We start from the raw sequence: 20,295 nt of genomic DNA on the forward strand, positions 1-20,295 counted from the left end.
ACGGACAGACTACGGGCCCGTTTCACCGCTCCTATCGCGCCGACGAGACAGTCTCGAGAGACGGTGGTCGGCATCCAGAAGTAACGGCTCTTTGCTGGCAGCTACCGCTCACGCGTTCCGTGCCAGCACTCCAGCCACCTCGAGTTGATCGACGAGCACGGCCGTCGTGTCGGTCTTGTCGTCGAGCAACTGCTGACGGCGCGAGGCCCACGTCGACCGGTCGTAGTCCTCGAGGATCGAGAGCGTGTGCGAGAGTGCCGTCGACTGGCTCTCGGGGCCGGCGAACGACGATACCAGCCCGTACTCGTCCTCGAGTTCGTCGATGTAGCCCAGCCGGAGACTGGAGACGAAGATCGCCGGCGTCCCGAGGACGGCACTCTCGGTCGCCATCGTCGGACTCTCCCCGATGAAGGCGTCTGCTTCGGCGAGCAGGTGGTGGACCCGGTGGGGCGGGACGGAGAGGCGACGATCGTGGAGGGATGGTGGCAGCGACGATTCGGCGGTGATGCATACGCGAACGCCCGTCGACTCGAGCGCGTCGACGACGTCGGTCACGTCGTCGAACCCTCGCCCCCCGACGTCGTGAACGGCGTCCCAGCCGATGAGCCGAAGGACGACGAATCGCTCGTTCGGGCCGAGCCCCGCCTCCTCGCGAATCGACGACTCCGGGGTGAATCGCGCCGGGTGCAGATAGGCCAGTTCCTGATAGCCCGGATAGCGGACGTGATTCGACCCGATCTCCTCACTGTAGCACGTCGGCGTGCAGATCCGGTCGGCGAACGGATACGTCACGGTGTTCTGCAACGTCGCGTGCTCGGTGTCGTAGAACACCACCGATCGACCGCGGACGAGCGTCGAGACGTGTGCGATCGACGTCCCACCGATCGCCGTGAGGACGTCCGGATCGAACTCGCGCGCCGCCCGGTAGGTCGCTCGCGTGAGTCGCAGCTGGTCACGGACGCGAAACAGATCGCGCTCGGCCGGCTCACACGCCGTCTCGTAGTCGATACCGTACGCATCCAGTAGCTCCAGGGACATCTCCTTCTCCAGCGCGAGGACGCGAACCGTGTGCCCGAGTTCGGGCGCGAGTTCGACGTACGGCCGGAAGAAGTGGACGTGTGCCGGGTGCGTGATCTGGACGAGAACGCGCATGGTCACTCCCCCCGCCCGAGGACCTGGGCGCGTTTCTCCGCATCCCGGAGGAACGAGAGGCTCTGGGCGGCGACACCGGCCACGGCGTGTGGGTCGCGTCGGGACAAGACGCCGTAACACACCGGTTCATCTCGCGGCGCGAGGAACTTTTTGATGCGTGTAGCAAGGCTGTCCCCGCTGGCGACCCAGAGGAGCTGGCTCGGGAGCACCCACCGGTAGCGAAGGTCCGTCCGGTAGGACGTCACCGGCTCGGGATCACCACCGGTCGCGAGCGACAGTGTCAGCGCCGGCACGTCGACACCGGCACTGATCGTCAGGCCGACCGACATCCAGAGCCGCGGGTTGACTTCGAGCAGCTTGTACGTCCGATCCTCGGGATCGAAGAGGACGTCCATGTGGGCCGGGCCGACCCAGTCGACCGCACGCAGGATCTCCAGGAGGTCGTCGACCCAGGGCTCGACGGGGACGCTGCGGGCTTCGACGGCCGGGCCGCCGCTGTCCGGATACTGGGTCAGTTCCTCGTAGACGTGAATTGCCCGCGGTTCCGACGATCGGTCGAACACCGTCCCGATGCTGTAGTGGCCACCCGCGTGGTCGACGTACTCCTGGACGACCGCGGGGCCGCTGTCGTCGGTGACCGCCCGGTAGGTCGCCGCGAGGGCAGCCGGTTCGTCGACACGGGCGATGCCGCGTGCACCGGACGCCCGCGTCGGTTTGACCAGCACGGGAAACGTCGCCGTCGCCGCGATCTCGTCGATCGCCCGCTCGGTCGGGTCGTACGTCGTCGGAATCGGGACGCCGACGCGTTCGGCGAGACGCGCACAACTGGCCTTGTCACCGAGCCGATCGATCGTCTCCGGCGCCGAAAGTAACGTCGCGGTCCCCGCGGGGAGCGCCTGGTCGAGCGCGGCGAGCGCCCGCGTCGTCGCGTCCCGGGTCGGCACCACGAGATCGAACCGGATCGTGTCCAGAATGTCGAGCAAGGCAGCTCGGAACGCTGCTGGCTCGTCGCCCGGTGAGGGGTAGACGTGGCTCGCCGTCGCGTCGGTCGAGTAGGCAGCGACGTTGGACGCGAAGCTCTCGCCGACGTGGACCTCGACACCGTCCGCACTCAGCGAGCGAACGAACGAGAGTGCAGACAGCGACCGACCGTCGAGAACGAGGACCCGTGTCATGAGTCGGCCGCCTCCAGCCGCTTGATCGGTTCTGCCGGGACGCCGGCGACGACCGTCCGCGGCGGGACGTCCTCGGTCACGACGGCCCCAGCACCCACGATCGCCTGCTCGCCGATCGTCACGCCCCCGAGGATCGTCACGTCCGCGCCGACCCAGGCGTCGGCGCCAACGTCGATGGGAGAGCGCTCGCCGTACTCGCCCGGCACCTGCGCCTGTTCGGGGTGCATCGAACACAGGAGCGTGACGTTCGGGCTGATCGTCGACCGATCGCCGAGCGAGAGCAGCGTTCGTTCCGGCGTGTCGCCGCCGATCGGCGTGATCGTCACGGTAGGCCCGACGTAGACCGAGGAGCCGACCTCGACGAACGAGAGTCGACCCAGTGCGGCCCGACGACTCCCGGCCGTCGGGGCGGTCCGCGCGAGCCGATACCACAGGTATCGGCGGTACTTCTCGCCGATCATGGCTCCCCGGAACGTGGGCCGCGGGCTCGGCCGATCGCACGATACCGTGTGTGGCGATACTCGACTCGCAGACTGAATTCAGTGCGTTGAGACATTGGTGGATGACGTTGTCAGATCGGGTCGCGCGCCGCGGCGTCCATGTTCACCCCGACCACGGCGTCCGTGCCCCTCCCGATGGGTCTCGTACGCACGTGAGATGGTGGTGAACGAGTAGCCCCTGTGTCGAAGCGTCTCGACGACCGAACGAAGGAGCGCCGTCGAGCGGTCGACGTTCCGCTCGAAGACCGCCCGCTTCCATCGTGGAAGCAGTTCGTACGTACGAGTGCGATAGAGGTCCTGCAAGTGGGTGTTGTAGACGAGCGGCGTCGGGAGCGAGACGGATTCGAGCGCCCGGAGGAAGGGCCGCCCGAGGAGTTTCAGATAGCTGTGTGAGAGGGGAACGCGAGTCGCCGTCGTGCCGACCGGCAACTCGAGTAACTCGGTCGTCCCGTCGGGGCGATACGGTGTGCGTGGCGCGGCCAGGTTGTTGTACACGCCGGGTCGGTACGACGGAAAGACGCTGGAGTCGAAGTGAAAGCCCGCGGCCTCCAGCATCGCGAACTCGTCGGCGTCGATGTTTCCCTGCGGCGCTCTGTACCCCATCGGTTCGTACCCGAAGTGAGCGACGAACGCCTCCCTGCCCCGCCGGAGTTCTGCCTGGAAATCGTACGACTTCGAGGTGTCGTGCTGGTAGGAGTGGAGGTGAAACTCACACGTCAATTTCGACTCGAGTTCGTCGATCACGTCCGGATAGCGTTCGATCGTGCGACCGACGACGAAGAACGACACGGGGACGTCGATGTCGCGAATCAGTTCGATGTAGTCGTCGATGTACGCGAACGTGAGGTGATCGTACCCCGACTGCTCGACGTACCAGTCGTTCTCGAGATCGAGCGTGAGACAGGCGATTCGTTCCGCCGGGTCGGCGCCACAGTCGGCGTACGGGACGTCGGTGTCGGCCAGTCGACGGCCAGTGTCTTCGGCGGCCGCGGCGGCGCGCTCGCTGGAGTTCGGTCGATCACTCACGGATCTGCACCTCCTTCTGTTCGTTCACCTGCATGTCGAACAGCATCGCGAACATGAGAAACAGGCTCCCGATGAGGAACAACAGCAGACTCAGCGAGGCCCGAACGAACAGCGGATCGCCGTTCGCGTATTTGACGTAGAGCGACCACAGGCCACCGAGAACGCCGAGTGCGGCCGTCGCCGTCCCGAAGACGTAAAACAGCGCGAGCGGGTGGAAATCGAGCACCAGGTACTTCACCTTCAGCCGCCAGCAGAAGTTCTTGAAGAGCATCCAGGAGACCCGTCGAATGTACGTCGGATACGAGATCGAGGAGGCCTCGTCGCCGTAGATCGCCGGGATCGCGACGTCCGCGACGCGCATCCCCTTGGCGTTCAACTTCACCAGTAAATCGTTGCAGTAGCCGTAGTACTCGTACATCGATTCGACGCCGACGTTCGCGAGTGCGTACCCCGAAATCGCCGTATAGCCGTTCTGTGGGTCCATCGTCTTCCAGTAACCCGACGCAATCTTCGTCAGGAAGGTGAGAATCGAGTTCCCCAGAAACCGAAAGCGGGGCATGTCCTGGCGGAACTCCCTGTACAGGAGCCGGTTCCCCTTCGCGTACTCCGCCTCACCGTCGACGATCGGGTCGATGAGGCGTGGCATCTGTTCGAGATCCATCTGGCCGTCGGCGTCGACCGTGACGGTAACGTCCATGTCGTCGCCGACGGCGGCCAGATAGCCGGTCTTGATCGCCCCGCCGGCGCCACGATTTTCCCGGTGGCGAATCGGGATCACGCGCCCGACCGGATCGCCGATCGTCGCCCGCTCGGAGAGCGCCGAATCCCCGCCGTCGGCGAGCAGCGCGGTCTCCGCTACGGGCTCGTCGTCGGCCGCTGCGTCTCGCGAGGCGGCCTCCCTGATCTCGTCCCAGGTGCCATCTGTCGAGCAGTCGTCGATGACGTAGACGCGATCGACGAACTCGGGCAGATCACAGATGACGTCGCCGACGAATCCTTCCTCGTTGTAGGCGGGCATCACGACACCGACGGAGTGGTCTCGGTACATAGTGTGTGAGCGGTAGCTGTCGATCGCGGCTCGATCAGAGGGTGTAGTAGACGTACGTGTCCTCGGGAACTCGGTCGGCGAACGATCCGTCGACGTCGACGAGTACCGGCGATGCAGCCATCTCGGACGCCAGTTCGTCGAACGGGAGGCCGTAGAACTCCCCGTGGGGAGTGCCGACGAGCAGGGCGTCGAATCCGTCGGCGTCGAACGTTTCCTGAACCGGAATTGAGAACTCCTCACGCATGGCGTCGGCGTCGGCGTGCGGATCGAACCCGACCACGTCGATCCCGTAGTCGGCCAGCCGATCGATCGTCCCGCCGATGGCTGACGTCCGGATGTCGGCGACGTTCGGTTTGTAGGAGAGCCCACAGACGAGGACGCGGCTGTCCCGCAACACGTTCCCGGCCTCGTTCAGCCCCCGAATCGTCAACTCTGCCACGTGCTCGGGGACGTACTCGTTCACCTCGCGAGCTTTCCGGATCAGTTCGGGCGAGAACCCGTTCTGTTCGGTCTCGTAGATGAGATAGAACGGGTCGACGGGGATGCAGTGGCCCCCGACCAGTCCAGGTCGGTAGTCGTGGAAGTTCCACTTCGTCCCGGCGGCCTCGAGAACCGCCTCCGTCTCCAGCCCGAGATGGTCACAGGCGATCGCGAGTTCGTTGACGAGCGCGATGTTCAGGTCGCGCTGGGTGTTCTCGACCACTTTCGCGGCCTCGGCCGTCTCGATCGTCGGCGCCCGGTGGACGCCCGCCTCGACGACGGATTCGTAGAGGGTCGCGACGTCCGCGAGCGTCTCCTCGGTCATTCCGCTCACGATCTTGACGACGTTCGCCAGCCCGTGCTCGTCGTCACCGGGAACCATTCGTTCTGGCGAGTAGCCAACACCGAAGTCGACACCCGCAGTCAGTCCCGACGATCGCTCGATCGACGGGACGAACCGTTCACGCGTCGCGCCGGGGTACACCGTCGATTCGAGGACCACCGTCGCGCCCCGTTGGAGGTGGTCGCCGACGGACGCACCGGCCGATTCGACCAGTGCGAGATCGGGTTTCTCGCGGTCGTCGATCGGCGTCGGGACGGCGACGATGACGTATTCGGCGTCCGAAATCGGGGTCGGATCCGTCGTAAAGTCGATCGCCGTCGGATCGATCCGCTCGTTGCCGACGTCTCCCGTCGGATCGACGCCGGAGTCGAGCGTCTCGATCGTCTCCGGGTCGACGTCGAATCCGGCCAGTTCGTGGCCCGCCTCGGACAGCGCGACCGCCAGTGGCAGGCCGACGTAGCCGAGTCCAACGACACAGACACTCGCCGTCTCGGCCGCCGTCGGCTCGACCGACTCGAGTCGTTCGGTCACGAACGATCACCCGAGACTGGTCCGGTTCGATCTGTGGGCGCGTCTGAAACGTCTGGAGGGGTCCGTCTACACATTCTGGGGATACACCTCGGCTAACGGCAACCGTATTTGTCGATACGGACTTCCCTGTAATATATCTAGCGGAAACGGCTGCTAGTAATTATAAATAGAAACAGTATCGTCGCCACAGGATTGGCGGAGGGAAAGCACTCGAAACCGCATGACTGAACCGGTTCCTCCAGATGAGCACCGAAGCATATTCAGAATATTCTCATATCGAAGTAATATAGGTGTCGGATAAATTTTTTATATATCATCGAAACAACAGTGTGTTGTGGCGTGAATGAACTGACGACCACGACCGATGTCGTGGACGATCATTCGACGGTCACGCTCTTGGCGAGGTTGCGAGGCTTGTCGATGGAACGACCGAGCAGGTTCGCACTCCAGTACGACACCAGCTGGAGTTGGACGTTGGCCAGAACCGGCGTGAGCTCCCGACCCAGCGGTGGAACCGGGAGGACGTGCGTCGCATCCGCACCAGCAGTCTCGGGGCGATCGGTCACGGCGATGACCGGAGCGTTGCGGGCACGAACCTCTCTGACGTTTCCGAGCGTCTTCGCGACGGCGTCGTCGTCACCGGTGATCGTCGCGAAGACGGGCGTCTCCTCGGTCACGAGCGCCAGCGGGCCGTGTTTCAGTTCGCCCGCGGCGAATCCCTCGGCGTGCTTGTAGGTGATTTCCTTCATCTTCAAGGCCCCCTCGCGCGCGACGGGCGCGTCGAGTCCGCGACCGATGAAGAAGTACGCCTCCGCACCCAGGTAGGTCTCGGCCACCTCGCGAGCCAGCGACTCGTCGAGCACCTGCTGGATGCCGTCCGGGATCGCCCGCAACGACTCGACTGCCGACTGCGTCTCGCTGCCGGCGAGGACACGAGCCACCATCGCGAGGGCGACCTGCTGACTCGCGAACGTCTTCGTCGCAGCCACGCCGATCTCCGGGCCTGCGCGAATGTAGACCACGTGATCGGCTTCACGCGCGGCCGAACTCCCGACGACGTTCGTCACGGCGAGTGTCGTCGCCCCCGTGGCCGCCGCCTCCCTGAGTGCACGCATGGTGTCTGCCGTTTCACCGCTCTGAGTGACCCCCACGACGAGGGTCCCCGCCGGAACCGGAACGCGGTCGGCCCCGTATTCGCTCGCCAGAAACGCCTGGGCGGCGATGCCGTGGTCGCGAAGCAACTGTGCTCCATACAGCGCCGCGTGGTACGACGTACCGCAGGCGACGAACTGGACGCGTGCCGGCCGGGCGAGGGCGGTGAGTTCCGGCAATTCGATCGAGCCCGTCAACTCCTCGACGCGCTCGCGGAGGCAGCCGCGTATCGCGGCCGGTTGTTCGTGGATCTCCTTTAGCATGTAATGATCGTAGCCGCTCTTGCCGGCGTCCTCGGCGTCCCACTCGATCGTCTCGATATCCGCGTCGACGACCCGGCCCCGTTCGTCCGTCACGACCACCCGATCGGGCGTGACGCGGGCGTACTCGCCGTCGTCGAGGTAGATCACCCGGTCAGTGTACTCGATGAAAGCGGGGACGTCGCTCGCCAGATAGTGACCGGCTTCACCGATACCGAGCACGAGCGGCGACTCGTGTCGCGCAGCGTAGACCGTCTCGTCGCCCGCGAACACGGCCGCCACGGCGTAACTCCCCTCGAGACAGGCGACTGTCCGCCGGAACGCGGCCTCACGGACTGTCGTTGCGTCAACGGAATCTCCATCGGCTTCGGCAGCCTCTCCATCAGCGACGGCAGTCGATCCAGCCACGTCTGCGTCGGCCGTCGCCAGGTCGTCGCTGGATACCGTCGTCGTGCGTCGAACGACGTCGTCGAGATCGCCATCGAGGGCCGCTTCGAGGAGGTGCGGGACGACCTCGGTGTCGGTCTCGCTCTCGAACGAGTGCCCGGCCGCCGAGAGGGCTTCGCGGAGGTCGCGATAGTTCTCGATGATCCCGTTGTGGACCACGGCGATTCGACCGGTACAGTCGGTGTGCGGGTGGGCGTTGACGTCCGACGGCGGCCCGTGCGTACTCCAGCGCGTGTGACCGATCCCGGCGGCGCCGTCGACGCTACCGTCCGGCAGCGCAGCTTCCAGCGCGGTGACCTCCCCCTCGCACTTGTGGATCGCGATCGATCGATCGGCGACGGCCAGTCCCGCCGAGTCGTACCCCCGGTACTCGAGTCCGGAGAGGCCTGAAAGAAGGACGTCACAGACCTGTTCACCGTCGTCAGCACCGGTGTAGCCGATGATGCCACACATCAGGATCGCACCTCCGTCGCCGCCTCGATCGTCCCGTCGACCGTCGCCCCGGTCGCGAGGTGTGCGCCCGCGCCGACGACCGTCCCGGGGGCGTACGTCACGCCGCCACCGTCCGTGACGCGATCGGCGAGCAACGCACCCAGCGGTGCATCAGTGTGGACCTGCTCACCGACGCGAACGTCACCTGGGCCGCCCGGAATCGTCGAGCCGGACCCGAGTTCCACGCCGACACCGGTGACGGTGTCGCGGACGACCGCGTTCGCACCGATGCGGGTATCGCGATCGAGGACGCACCGCTCCACGACGGCGTTTGCCGCCACCGTGACGTTTGCGCCGAGTGCGACGAACGGACCGACCACCGCACCGGGCCCGATCTCGCAGTCGGGGTCGACGGCGACCGGCTGACGGAGCACCGCGGTCTCGTGTATCGTCGGCGACCCCGGGCCGTCGGTCGCTTCGACGCCACCGTTCTCGGACGGGACGACGCCATGGCCGGCTGCGCCGTCGTCCAGCAACGCGGTCGTGATAGCCAGGAGATCCCACGGATAGGTCGCGTCCGCCCAGAGCCCGTCGGTTCGGACGGCACGCACCGAATCCTCGTCGATGAGTCGATCGATCGCGTCGACGAGCGACTGCTCGCCGTGACCGGAGTCGACGGCGCGGACCGCGTCGAACACTCTGGGTTCGAGCAGGTATATGCCAGCGTTCAACAGGTAGTGACGGTCGTCACGGGGCCGTTCGACGATTTCGCGGACGCGACCGTCTTCGACGATCAACCCACCGTACTCGGCGACGTTTTCCCGATCGAGCGCCGCGAGCGTCGCCGCCGGTGACTCGGACGACTCGCTGTGGGCCGTCACGACGGCGTCGACACTCTCCGCATTCACGAGCTGATCGCCGTACACGACCAGGCACGGCCCGTCGACAGCCGACTGCGCTTGCACGAGGGCGTGACCCGTCCCGAGCTGGGTCTCCTGCGTGACGTATCTGAGCGGCACGTCTCGATACCGAGGGCCGAAGTGTGCCTGGACGCGGTTTCGGCCGTAGCCGACGACCAGCGTGATATCCGTGAGTCCGCCGTCGACGAGCGCGTCGAGGACGTGCTCGAGGATGGGTTTGGTCGCACCGGGGAGCATCGGTTTGGGTCGATGCGTCGTCAGGGGTCTGAGGCGGGTACCTTCGCCGGCGGCGAGAACCACCGCGGATGGAGGGCTCATCAGATGGAAATATCCGCCAAGGGGGTGGTATATCTTTTGCTTATGCGCGATCAATGAGATATCTAGTGATAGAGTAACATAATTCATCTTGAAGTGAAAAAATACCAGCAGGGAGTACCAGACACCCACTCGACGCCGAGAGTCCGAAGTCGACGATCGGTGTTCGGGGTGGAGGCAATCGACGACTCACTCGTCGTCGATTCGTTCGTCACTACCGCTCCCAGCCGATGCGTCCGTTGGCGCCGCTGACACTCCTGCAGCGTCGCCATCTGCCACACCGGTAGCGTCGCCATCACAGAGCTCGTCCGCATGTGCGAGCGACTCTCGGGCGACCGCTGGTTCGACCGACGACGGATCGAACGTCGCTCGCTCGTAGGCCGCCGTCAGCGATGCTAGCCGATCCGTCTCCGTCTCGTCGGGGGTCTCGTACGCGCGGAAAAACTCCCAGTGCGTGAGTCCGGTGGGTGTCTCGAGACCTGCGTCGAGCTGGCTACGAACGGCAACGTAGGCCGTCCGGACGGCGTCGTCGGGGCGGCGCGCTTCGAGCGCGTCGACAGCCTGCGAGAGAAGCTGGCCGGAAACAGCACGAGCGGTGATCGACGGATCGGAGGTCGACTCACGGTGACGGGACGCCGAGTCGCCCCGGGACCGGCGCCAGCGCCACCAGCTCGCCCCAGCCAGGACGAGGAGGACGATCGCACCCCCGATTGCGACGATACCGACGCCCGAGGAGCCCTGTGACGCCTGTTCGGCCGGGATCTCTACCGTACGGGTCGCTTCGACGGATTCGAGGTTCGTCCCAGCCCCGTCCATCGACACCGTGACCTGGTGCTCACCGACCGTCGACGGCGCTGCGACCGTCGTCCCAAACGAGCCGTCCGCTGCCGTCGTCGCCGTCGTGACCCGCTCACCGTCCACGGCCACCGTCACCTCCTGGCCGGCGACACCGACCGTGTCGACGGCGAGCGATCCGTTGATCTCGAGGTCGTCCGCACGGCGCTCGGTCTCGATCGAGAGCGACGGGGCGGTCGATTCGACAGTGACGTTCGTAGATGCCGTCGCTGTCACCGCCGGGTCGTCCGTGGGCACAGTCACACCGAGGGCGTGTTCCCCCGGTGGGATCGCCGCCGGGACGGAGACGGGCGTATCGAGAGAGCCGTTCTCCGTCTCGCCAGCCCCCACATCAGTGCCCCCGAGCGTCACGTTGAGGGGGAGGCCGTCGACCGGGTCGCCGTCGACGGAGACGTCGGCCGAGACGGAGGTCGGGTCGGCAAACGCGATCGACGAGACGTTACTCGTCAGCCCATCGATCGTCGCCGACTCCTGTGTGACCGAGACGGGGACCGTGGTCCGCGAGCCGAGATAGCGCGAGGAGGGGTCGGGTACGTACGTGATCGTCACGTTCTCGGCCGACGCGGGGATCGAGACTGGCCGATACGAAAACGAGAAGCGACCGCGCGAATCGGTCGTCGTGCGCAGCGATCGATTGCCGACCTCGAGGCCGATCGCCTCGTCGGCGACGGGCGAACCGGTCTCGCTCACGAGTCGTCCGCCCGCCCGAAGCGGCTCGGTGAACGAGATGTCCGAGTTTCGGGCTCTGACGGACAGTGCGGTCGCCTCGAACGCCTCACGCGTGATCTCGGTGTGTGTCGAGCGGATCTCCTCGGCGGTCGATTCGACCGCCTCTGTGGTCTCCGAGAAGTTCCCGGCACCGGCCGCTTCGAGATCGTCGTACTGGGTCGAGAGCGTCTCCCTCGACGCGTTGATCTCCGTCGCGATTGCCTCGAGTTCGCGGGCTCGTTCACGGGCCAGGTCGGTTGCTCCGTCGGCCATCGCCTCGTCGTAGGCGGCCTTCGTCTCCTCGTAGTCTTCGAGGAGCGACGTGAGCGCAGCCTGTTCGGTTCGCGTCTGTTCGAATAGCTCGGCAGTCCCATTCCGGTCGAGTTCGTCGGCGACGTCGACGTAGGCAGCGTACTGGGTGAGAAAGTCCTCGCCAATCGACTCGTTCGCGAGGTCGTACTCTCCCTCGCGCAACCAGTTCGCACCCGTCTCGAGGCGGGCCGCGAGATCGGCTTCGAACATGTCCGCGAGTCCAGCCGTATCACCCTCGGCATCGTACGAATCCGGGTTTCGGTGGCGGTCGGTTCGATTCGTCGAATCGACGGCCGGGGAGACATCGGGGTCGACTCCTGCGACGTCGCCCGGGTCGACGCTTGGGGCGGCTTTCTGATCCGCGTTCGGGACGGCTTCCTGATCGGCGGTCGCGGCGACTCCCGGATCACTCCGGGCGTCGGGCACTGCGCCGTCGCCAGCGACCGCAGCCGGCACGAGCGCGGTCCCAACAACGACCACGACGACGGCAACCGTCGCCCAGAACCGGAGGGGGATCGATAACCGCCCGATGGCGGGGAGGGAGGGCACAAAATATCGTACTCACGAACAGGGATAAATGTATCCACAGGCAGGTAGATAGTACAGTATAATACAGCATAGATTCTACAAAAATACCAGTAGTTTCAACACCATCGTCGTCGACCGAACGGCTATGCAGGCTACGCGCCGATCGTGGGCGGTCGCCGCCCTGACCGTCTTCCTGGTCGGCTACGGTGCCGTCGTCGGCAGTCCGGTCCCCGCCGTCGGTGCGCTTCTCGTGGGTGCGTGGTTCGTCGGCCGGCAGGTCGCGTTCGTCGAAGCGTTCGAGCGGATCAGGACCGATCTCACCGTCTCACAGCGACCTGCCCGAACGCGGGCCAGCGCCGGGGAGCGTGACCAGCTCACCCTCGTCGCCACGATGGGCGAGCGATCGGCAGCTGCCGACGACAGCGACGAATCACAGGACGGCGAGGTCGGGATGGCCCCGGACAATGACGGCGATCGTGCGCTCGCCGTCGACGTCGCCGTGACGGCCGGCGTCCCGACGGCCGCCATCGTCGAGCGACCACTGGCGGTCCGGCTCCACGCCGCCATGTCGGAAGCCACGGCGGAAAGCGCCGTCGAGTGGCCCGTCGCGGGGCGCCACGAGTTCGAGCCGGCGACGGTCCACGTCCGCAGCAAGCTGTTCACGGATACGTTCTCGATGGGAGACCAGCCCACAGTTGTCGTCGAAGCACGACAGGCCAGTTCACTTCACGTGGGCGCGGGTGGCGAACGAATCGCCGTCGGCGTCGGCACGCGCAAAGACGGACGGCGGGGACAGGGACTCGAACCGGCCGCGTTGCGAAAGTACACGGCCGGCGACAGTGCGTCCAGGATCGACTGGAAGGCCACCGCCCGACTCTCGACGCCGTACGTTCGCGAATACGAGGCCGAGACGGACCGGCGAACGGTGCTCGTCGTCGACGCCAGACGATCACCGGTTGCCGACCGACCCGGGGCTTCCCCGCTCGACCACCTCAGGTCAGTCGCCCTCTCGCTCGCCGACGACGCACACCAGCACGGAGAGCCGCTCGGGCTCGTCGTCGTCGGCGAAGACGGTATCAAAACGCGAATCCCGACGAGCAGGAGCGCCGACGTCCGCGGACGGATCCGGAACGCACTCTTCGATCTCGAACCGACCTCCGATCGCTCCGGGCGCGGTCCCGACGGGCTGGCGGCCACCGCGACACCAACGCGCGGCGGCCACACACACCAGCAGACGGGGTCCGGACACGACGGCACACACCCGCCGATCACGACGTCGGCAGACGCGCAGTCGGCCCAGGTGACACTCGACGGGACGAGCGCGTTCGATCGGCGTCTCCGACCCTTCTACGCCGATCGCACGGCCTACGTCGAACGCATCGCCGACGCACCACTGTTCACCGCCGTCGACGAGGAGCTCGGACGCGAGTCGGGCCGGATCTGGCCGGTCATCCTCACGGACGACACCGCTCGCGCCGAGGTGGCCGAAACGGTTTCGAACGCCCGGGCGCGTGGCGACGGGGCGCTCGTCGTGATCGCACCGACGGTGTTGTACGAGCGCGCCGGCCTGAGCGAGCTGGATCAGGCGTACGACCGGTACGTCGAATTCGAAGGGTTCAGACGGCAGCTCGGACGACAGGCCGGCGTCACGGCGCTCGAAGTCGGCCCGGCCGATCGGCTCGACGCCGTGCTCGAAGCGGGTGGTCGAACGTGAGTCGTCCGTCGGCACTGACCGCTCGACGACGTTCTGACGACCTGTTCGAGCGAGTCCGACACGGAGTGCCAGTCGCCGCGGCTGTCGGCATTCAGGCTGTAGTGGCCGTCGCCGTCCTGGGCCCGGCTGGTATCGTCCTCGCCGCAGTGACGGCCGCCGGATGGGCCCTCGCCGGGACGCCGTACGGCCTCGCGGCAGGCCACGTCGCCCTCGTCGGCCTCGAACCTTCCACACTCGCGCTCGGCTCGCTCGCAGCCGTCGAAGGCTGCTTCCTCGCGGTCCTCGTCGCGTCCCTCGTGCGCGGGCCAGCGACCGGCCGGTCGATCGCGGCCGCGGGAGCCGTGCTGGTCGCAGCCGGCGGCGTCGCGTGGCTCACACAGGACCACCTCGCGGCGTGGGCCACGATGACCGTGGCTGCGCTCACGGTTGCCCCCATCAGCTACGGAATCTACCGGTATCACCTCGTCCGGTACCGCACCGAGCGACGACCCGACGCACCGACCCCGACCGACGCGCCCGAAGACCCCACGACATGAATCAGCACGACACCGACCGAGACGATTCGGCGACGAACCACACACCATTCGAGCGAGCCGAGCACCGCGGAACCCAGTCGGCGACTGATGAACGGCCGGCGAACGACGCCCCAGCCGAGAGGAACACGGAGGCCAGTACCACACCCAGTTCCGGCGAACTCGCCGCGCAGGTGGAACTGCTCGCCGACGAAAACGCTCGCCTGCGGACGAAGTACGCGAGCGCGAAACGGGTCCGGTACCGCCGGACAGCCCTCGGCCTGGCCGGTGTCGGCCTCCTCGCCATCGTCGGCGCCCTCGCCGTCCCGACCGGTCAGGACGTGCTCTTCGTGCTCGGCGCCACGGGTCTCTTCGGTGCCCTCCTCACCGCCGTCCTCACACCGGAACGCTTCGTTGCAGCGTCGGTTGGTGAGCGCATCTACGAAGCGCTCGCGGCCAATCACGCTGCACTCGTCGACGAGCTCGGCCTGCGTTCGGAACCTCGCTACCTCCCGGGAACGTCGAGCGTCGCGCCGAAGGTGTTCGTCCCGCAGCGGGCGGATACCTCGTCACCAACCGGCGAGACCGGCCCCATCGTCACCGACGAGGACCGCCGTGGACTGCTCTTCGAGCCGACCGGAGCCGGACTCTACACGGCGTTCGTCCAGGCGACTCCCGACAATCCCCCAACGGCACCTGCCGTACTGGCCGGCCAGTTGGCCGACGCGGTCGTCGACCAGTTCGAACTCGCCCGGGCGGTCGACCCCGACGTCGTCGGCGATCGCGTAACCTTCGCCGTCACCGACGGCGCGTTCGGCCCGCTCGACCGGTTCGATCACCCGATTCCGTCGTTCTTCGCGGTCAGCCTCGCTGCGAGCCGCGGCCGGCCAGTCCGGCTCACCGTCTACCCCGGCGACGATCGGGCGGACTGGCTGGTCACCTGCTGGTGGGCCGACTCGTCCGACGGGACGGACGGCGATTCGACGGCACAGGAGCCGGCATCGGCGGGGTCGTAGCAATGCGAACCAACGTCCTCACCGCCCCAGCGTGGAGAATGCTGTCACGCAAAGGCGGGCGTCACGTCCGATCGGGGCCGGTCAACGTTTCCGGCGTGGCCCCCGGCGGCGAGACATCTGCCAGGATCTCGTCGACGATAGTGGCCCCAGTCGTCGAGGAGAGCGTGGCATCAGTTTCGAGAACGAGTCGGTGGACGAGCGTCGGCTCGGCGATCGATTTCACGTCGTCGGGAATGACGTACGACCGGTCGTAGATGGCCGCCCTGGCCTTGGCGCCGTCGACGAACGCGAGCGTCGCCCGTGGAGACGCACCGTGGGCGACGTCCGGGTGCTCGCGGCTCGCGGCGACGAGGTCCAGAATGTACTCCGTGATCGGCTCGGCGACGTGCACCGACTCGACGGCCTCGCGAGCGGATTCGATCGCCACGGGTGAAACGACTGGTTCGACCGCAGCCGGGCCAAGCGTCGGGTCTGCTGCGAACCGGTCCACGATCGCCCGTTCGTCGCTCCGATCCGGGAGGTCGACGGTCAGTTTGAAGGAAAAGCGGTCGCGCTGGGCCTCCGGGAGCTCGAAGACGCCCTCCATCTCGATTGGGTTCTGCGTCGCGACCACCATGAAGGGGGTCGGCAGCGCGAGCGTGTCCCCCTCGAGCGAGACCTGACGCTCCTGCATCGCTTCGAGTAGCGCCGACTGCGCCTTCGGCGTCGCCCGGTTGATCTCGTCGGCGATGACGACGTTCGTAAACACGGGCCCGCGCTGCAGTTCGAACTCGCCGGTCGATTCCCGATACACGTGCGTGCCCGTGATATCGGCTGGCAAGATGTCCGGCGTGAGCTGGATGCGCCGGGATTCGAGCCCCGTCACGCGGGCGAAGAGGGTCGCCATCGTCGTCTTGGCAACACCGGGGACCCCCTCGAGGAGGACGTGGCCGCGCGTCAGGAGGGCGATCGTCAGGTGTTCGATCTGGCGATCCGCGCCGACGAGTACCTGGCTCGTCTCGGTGCGAATCGCCTCGAAAATCGTCGACGGATCGGCTCCGGCGGGGACGTTCGAAGCGTCACTCATTCGACCGCCCTTCGGTTTGGCCAGTGTTAAGCGCTGTTATTATTCGCTGTATTCGTTCACTATCCCACTCCGGATGGCGTTCACGGAGGTGGGAACGGAGGGCATCGACGTCGGCCTGACTGCGGGCCGTCGGGTCGCCGGCGGATCGGCCCGGTCGTCCGCGAAAGCGAGCGACGAGGCGGTGGGGCCACCGGCCTGCCACCAACCCGATCACGGCGATCCCGACACCGCCGATGGCTGCCGCGAGGGGCGACGAGTTGCGGACGGCCAGGAGTGCCACGTGGGCCGGTGGCAGCTCCTCGCTGTGAGAGACGTCGACGATCACGCGATCGGCCGATTCGGACAGCGCGGCGAGAAACGCCTCGTTGTTGGCCCGATCGAACATGGCGTTGATCGTCAGGCTCGGATCGCCGATCGTCACGACGGTGCCGTTGCCGACCGGTTCGGAGACGGCGACGGGATACCGCCCGAAATCGGCCGCCGAACGGTTCGTGTCCGCGGGCCCGAGCGTCGCGTACGGACTCGTCCGACCGAGGATCGTCGCGTCGTCGCTCGCGTTGACCGCGGTCGCGTGGTTGAACACCAGCCGATCGACGGGGCGGTCGAGCGTCGACGTGTTGACGTCGGTCGCGATCGGCATCGCCGGGCCGCGATCGTACTGGTGTTCGTCACGCAGGAGACGCCCGTCGACGCGCGCCTCGGCGCCGACGGACGCGAGCAGATCGTTCCCCGCCGAGCCGAAGTTCTCGAGGACGACGAGAGTCCCGCCGTTCCTGACGAACTGGCGCACTCGTGAGGCGTCCGTCGAATCGTAGGCGTCTGCTGGCGCCGTGACGAACGCGACCGACTGGGTCGGATCGCCGGACTCGTAAACGGCCGTCTCTCGAGCGACGACGAGTTCCGTGTCGGCGTCGGCCTCGATCGCGCCGCGGAACTCGCTCGACCCGTCCCAGGTCGGGTTGAAGAGGCCGAACGCCGACGCGGAGGTCGCACCAGCGATGACGATCGTCAGCACCGTCGCCCCCAACAGTGCGGCGAGGAGTACCTGCGACCAGGGAACTGCGTCGAGGTCGAGGGCAGCCATCCGGTCGGACGGTCCGGTCACGCGGACCGGCCTCCGGGACCGAGGCACGTTGGCCCACTGAATCCACGCAGAGGCCGTCTCGACGCTGGCAGCTCGGCTCGGCCGGCACTGGTGAGTCGACCGGGGACTGAGCCTGAAGACTGCCGAGAGGCTCGTCCGGGCGGATGGGGAATCCGTCGTTCCGCCATAATTGTACTAATAGATCCTGAGTTCGAATATAAGTGTGTCGACTGTCGACGGCTCGAGACGGAACCGGCGGTGACGGACGCTGTCGAACTCGTCGGGATGAGAGAAAACAGGAATACCCGGTAGACGAAGAAGCGGAGCGGTCAGTCGCTCTGGATGCGCGGTGCGAGCATGTACGTGACCTGGCCCTGGCCCTCGGCGAAGCCGAAGTACATCTTGATGGGGAACTCCTCGCCGAGGTCGGCGGCGACCTCCGCGTCCGCGGGAATGGCCTTGTTCATGTCCTTCAGGTAGTCGAGGCTGAACAGGGAGTGTGCGGACCCGACTTCGAGGTCGATGAGGTCGTCGGCGGTGAGTTCCAGGTGGACGTCGTCGGTGTCGCCCTCCGCGTCGACGTAGAAGTACTCTTCGGCCTCGTCCACGCCGAGTGCGATGTGGTCGGAGACCATGTCGGCGGCGGTGACCGCGCGGTTGACGTCTTTGCCCTCGAGGACGACGCGGGCGGGCAGGTCGAGGTCCGGAATGTCCGGCTCCTGGCGGATGGAGTCGGGGTCGATCAGCGCGAGGGTGTACTCGAGCCCCTCGATCTGGGCGTGGAGCTTGCGGGTCTCCTCGTCGAGTTCGAGCTGGACGAGCTGGCCGGATTCGGCCATGCCGGCGATGTCTTCGAGACGAGAGAGGTCGACGCCGATGAGGCCGCCATCGGCCTCGTAGGACTCGAACGCGTCGGCGTCGAGCGAGAGATCGACCATCCCGACGTTTGCGGGGTCGACCGCCCGGATCCGGAGGCCGTCTTCCTCCAGGTGGATCTTGCACTCCTCGACCAGCACGCTCACCGAATCCAGCGCGCTCGAGAGCGTTTCCGCACTCACGATGGCCTTGAACATATGCGTCGGGATACGGAGGGTCCACATAAAAAGCCCTGCGTTCTCGCGCGGGCGACTCGACACCGCCGACCGCGTGGGGCCTGCCACAACTGGCAGGGCTGGCCCGGCACGAGCCCGAACGGATGGGTTGTCGCCGTGATGGTTCGGGTCGACGACCGTCGACGTCGCGACCTTCATATCGGTGGTCCTCGCCGTCGCACCGAGTCGAACCGACCGATTTCGGGAGTAGATTAAACGGGGCGGGCTTCGAACGGATACGGAGATGACGGGGACTTCGGCGCCTCGATGGCGAGTTTGCCCGGCGACGGCTCACAGAAGTGGTGGTGAGCGGCCGTGAATGCCGGTTCCACGACCCGCGGCTCACGAGCCTTCGTCGCCGTCGGTGTCTGCTGGTTCGTCGCGTTCAACGCAGCCGTCCTGGCCGGCACCAGCCGCTCGGCCGCGACCGTCCTCGGGCTCTACGGCTTCGTCTTCGCCGTGATCTTCGGGAAGGCCTACGCGCTCGTTCCCTCGTACTTCGACCGGCAGTTGCACTTCCCGCGGGCGCCGCTGATCCACCTTCCGCTCGCCGTGGTCGGCGTCGTGGGACTCTTCGCCGGGCGGCTGGCACCCGGCGATCCGCTGTTCGACCTGCTCTCGCGACTCGACATCGCGACGGCCCAGTTGTTCGCGGTCGGCGCCCTCGCCTGGCTCGCCGGCGTCGGCATCTTCGTCGGCACCCTCGGCTGGAGCCTTCGAGACAATCTCACCGGCGCGGAGACGGGGACGGCGGGGGCGAACCAGCACCGACGGCGGGTTGACCGCGCGGCAAACGCCGTCGTCCCGCTCGTCGCTCTCTACCTCGTCTGGGGCAGCCTCCTCCCCGTTCTCGATGCGTTCGACGTTCGTCCCGATCCGTTCGTGCTCGACCTCGGCCCGCTCTCGTCGGATCCCGTCACGGTGACCCTCGTACCGATCGGTTCGGCAGCTTCACACGTCCTCGCGGCCGGGGCGGCCACGCTGTTGCTCTTCGGGATCGGCTTCCGGCTCCTCCCGCGATTTCTCGTCGGCACGCCGCGCACGGCGCCGGTCGTCGTGGCACTGGCGACGGGTGCCCTCGCACCGCTCTTTCTCACCATCGACTTCTACGGCGGCGCCCTCTTCACCGTCGGCGCGACGCTGCTCGCCGTCGCGATTGGCGCTTACGCCGTCGTCGTCCTCGAACTCGTGGTCACCAGCGATCGCCGGCGCGTGGGCTTTCCCGCAATCGCGGCGGGTGCCATCTTCGGGCTCGCCGTCGTCGCGCTGGGCTGGGGGATGGGCGTCCACGGCCTCGACCCGACGCTCGCGGCCGCCCACTACCGACTCGCCCTCGGCGGATTCCTGGGCCTCACGATCGTCGGGGTTAGCTTCCAGTTCTACCCGCCCGCGATCGGCGAGGCACCCGGCGTCGGGGACCGCGGCGCGACGGTCGTCATCGCGGTCCTCGCGGCCGGGTTCGCCATCGAGGCGATCGGCGTCGGGCTGGGCACGGTCGATCCGTCGTCCGCGGCGGTCGTTCTCGATCCCGCGCTCGTCCGGACCGTGGGCGCCGGACTCGCCGTCACCGGGTCGCTCGGCTACGCGTGGGTCGTCCTATCGATCTTCGAACAGCGGCGGTGAGGGCG

16 protein-coding genes are annotated in these 20,295 nt (G+C 66.8%); 4 read left to right on the forward strand and 12 right to left on the reverse strand.

The features are described from left to right. Positions 1 to 108: 108 nt before the first annotated feature. The 9 genes from HALRU_RS13910 to HALRU_RS13950 form a co-directional block, all read right to left on the reverse strand. Positions 109 to 1,152 carry a DUF354 domain-containing protein gene (locus HALRU_RS13910; protein WP_015302023.1) on the reverse strand — a complete coding sequence of 348 codons (1,044 nt, stop codon included), beginning with the start codon at positions 1,150 to 1,152 and terminating at the stop codon, positions 109 to 111. 2 nt (positions 1,153 to 1,154) lie between these two features. Next, the gene (locus tag HALRU_RS13915) at positions 1,155 to 2,327 is read right to left on the reverse strand and encodes a carboxylate--amine ligase (RefSeq protein WP_015302024.1); all 1,173 of its coding nucleotides are present in this window, start codon (positions 2,325 to 2,327) and stop codon (positions 1,155 to 1,157) included. Then, positions 2,324 to 2,788 carry an acyltransferase gene (locus tag HALRU_RS16290; protein WP_015302025.1) on the reverse strand — a complete coding sequence of 155 codons (465 nt, stop codon included), beginning with the start codon at positions 2,786 to 2,788 and terminating at the stop codon, positions 2,324 to 2,326. Before HALRU_RS16290 ends, HALRU_RS13915 begins: the two co-directional genes overlap by 4 nt. A gap of 78 nt (positions 2,789 to 2,866) precedes the next feature. After that, positions 2,867 to 3,853: a polysaccharide deacetylase family protein gene (locus tag HALRU_RS13925; RefSeq protein WP_015302026.1), complete on the reverse strand. Its 987-nt coding sequence runs from the start codon at positions 3,851 to 3,853 to the stop codon at positions 2,867 to 2,869. Beyond that, positions 3,846 to 4,901 carry a glycosyltransferase family 2 protein gene (locus HALRU_RS13930; protein ID WP_015302027.1) on the reverse strand — a complete coding sequence of 352 codons (1,056 nt, stop codon included), beginning with the start codon at positions 4,899 to 4,901 and terminating at the stop codon, positions 3,846 to 3,848. Before HALRU_RS13930 ends, HALRU_RS13925 begins: the two co-directional genes overlap by 8 nt. A 34-nt stretch (positions 4,902 to 4,935) precedes the next feature. Continuing rightward, positions 4,936 to 6,255, reverse strand: a complete 1,320-nt coding sequence (locus HALRU_RS13935; protein ID WP_015302028.1) for a nucleotide sugar dehydrogenase — start codon at positions 6,253 to 6,255, stop codon at positions 4,936 to 4,938. Positions 6,256 to 6,632: 377 nt separating this feature from the next. Continuing rightward, positions 6,633 to 8,567, reverse strand: coding sequence for a glutamine--fructose-6-phosphate transaminase (isomerizing) (gene glmS, locus HALRU_RS13940; protein WP_015302029.1), 1,935 nt, complete (start codon positions 8,565 to 8,567; stop codon positions 6,633 to 6,635). Continuing rightward, positions 8,567 to 9,784: a sugar phosphate nucleotidyltransferase gene (locus HALRU_RS13945; RefSeq protein ID WP_015302030.1), complete on the reverse strand. Its 1,218-nt coding sequence runs from the start codon at positions 9,782 to 9,784 to the stop codon at positions 8,567 to 8,569. The genes glmS and HALRU_RS13945 overlap by 1 nt, the downstream gene beginning before the upstream one ends. Positions 9,785 to 9,970: 186 nt before the next feature. Further along, positions 9,971 to 12,205 (reverse strand): hypothetical protein, encoded by a 2,235-nt coding sequence (locus HALRU_RS13950; protein WP_015302031.1) that lies wholly within the window; start codon positions 12,203 to 12,205, stop codon positions 9,971 to 9,973. Positions 12,206 to 12,329: 124 nt separating this feature from the next. Between HALRU_RS13950 and HALRU_RS13955 the strand changes: the two genes are divergently transcribed. Genes HALRU_RS13955 through HALRU_RS13965 form a run of 3 tightly spaced genes read left to right on the forward strand, consistent with a single transcriptional unit; the run spans position 12,330 to position 15,426 of the window. Further along, positions 12,330 to 13,898 (forward strand): DUF58 domain-containing protein, encoded by a 1,569-nt coding sequence (locus HALRU_RS13955; protein ID WP_015302032.1) that lies wholly within the window; start codon positions 12,330 to 12,332, stop codon positions 13,896 to 13,898. Further along, complete coding sequence (locus HALRU_RS13960) at positions 13,895 to 14,434, forward strand: hypothetical protein (protein ID WP_148680548.1); 540 nt, start codon at positions 13,895 to 13,897, stop codon at positions 14,432 to 14,434. The genes HALRU_RS13955 and HALRU_RS13960 overlap by 4 nt, the downstream gene beginning before the upstream one ends. Then, the gene (locus HALRU_RS13965) at positions 14,431 to 15,426 is read left to right on the forward strand and encodes a hypothetical protein (protein ID WP_015302034.1); all 996 of its coding nucleotides are present in this window, start codon (positions 14,431 to 14,433) and stop codon (positions 15,424 to 15,426) included. The genes HALRU_RS13960 and HALRU_RS13965 overlap by 4 nt, the downstream gene beginning before the upstream one ends. Positions 15,427 to 15,487: 61 nt before the next feature. Here the strand turns inward: HALRU_RS13965 and HALRU_RS13970 are convergent, their stop codons facing one another. From HALRU_RS13970 to HALRU_RS13980, 3 genes are all read right to left on the reverse strand, one after another. Beyond that, positions 15,488 to 16,492, reverse strand: coding sequence for an AAA family ATPase (locus tag HALRU_RS13970; protein ID WP_015302035.1), 1,005 nt, complete (start codon positions 16,490 to 16,492; stop codon positions 15,488 to 15,490). After that, positions 16,485 to 17,597, reverse strand: a complete 1,113-nt coding sequence (locus tag HALRU_RS13975) for a DUF4350 domain-containing protein (protein ID WP_245547748.1) — start codon at positions 17,595 to 17,597, stop codon at positions 16,485 to 16,487. Before HALRU_RS13975 ends, HALRU_RS13970 begins: the two co-directional genes overlap by 8 nt. A 308-nt stretch (positions 17,598 to 17,905) precedes the next feature. Then, positions 17,906 to 18,649: a DNA polymerase sliding clamp gene (locus tag HALRU_RS13980; RefSeq protein WP_007700373.1), complete on the reverse strand. Its 744-nt coding sequence runs from the start codon at positions 18,647 to 18,649 to the stop codon at positions 17,906 to 17,908. Between the two features lie 333 nt (positions 18,650 to 18,982). On the opposite strand from HALRU_RS13980, the gene HALRU_RS13985 reads away from it, so the two are divergent. Further along, entirely contained in the window at positions 18,983 to 20,290 is a 1,308-nt protein-coding gene (locus HALRU_RS13985; protein ID WP_015302037.1) for a hypothetical protein, read from the forward strand. The last annotated feature ends 5 nt before the right edge of the window (positions 20,291 to 20,295 follow it).

Origin of the sequence: Halovivax ruber XH-70 (assembly GCF_000328525.1) — an archaeon.
Lineage (GTDB): Archaea > Halobacteriota > Halobacteria > Halobacteriales > Natrialbaceae > Halovivax > Halovivax ruber.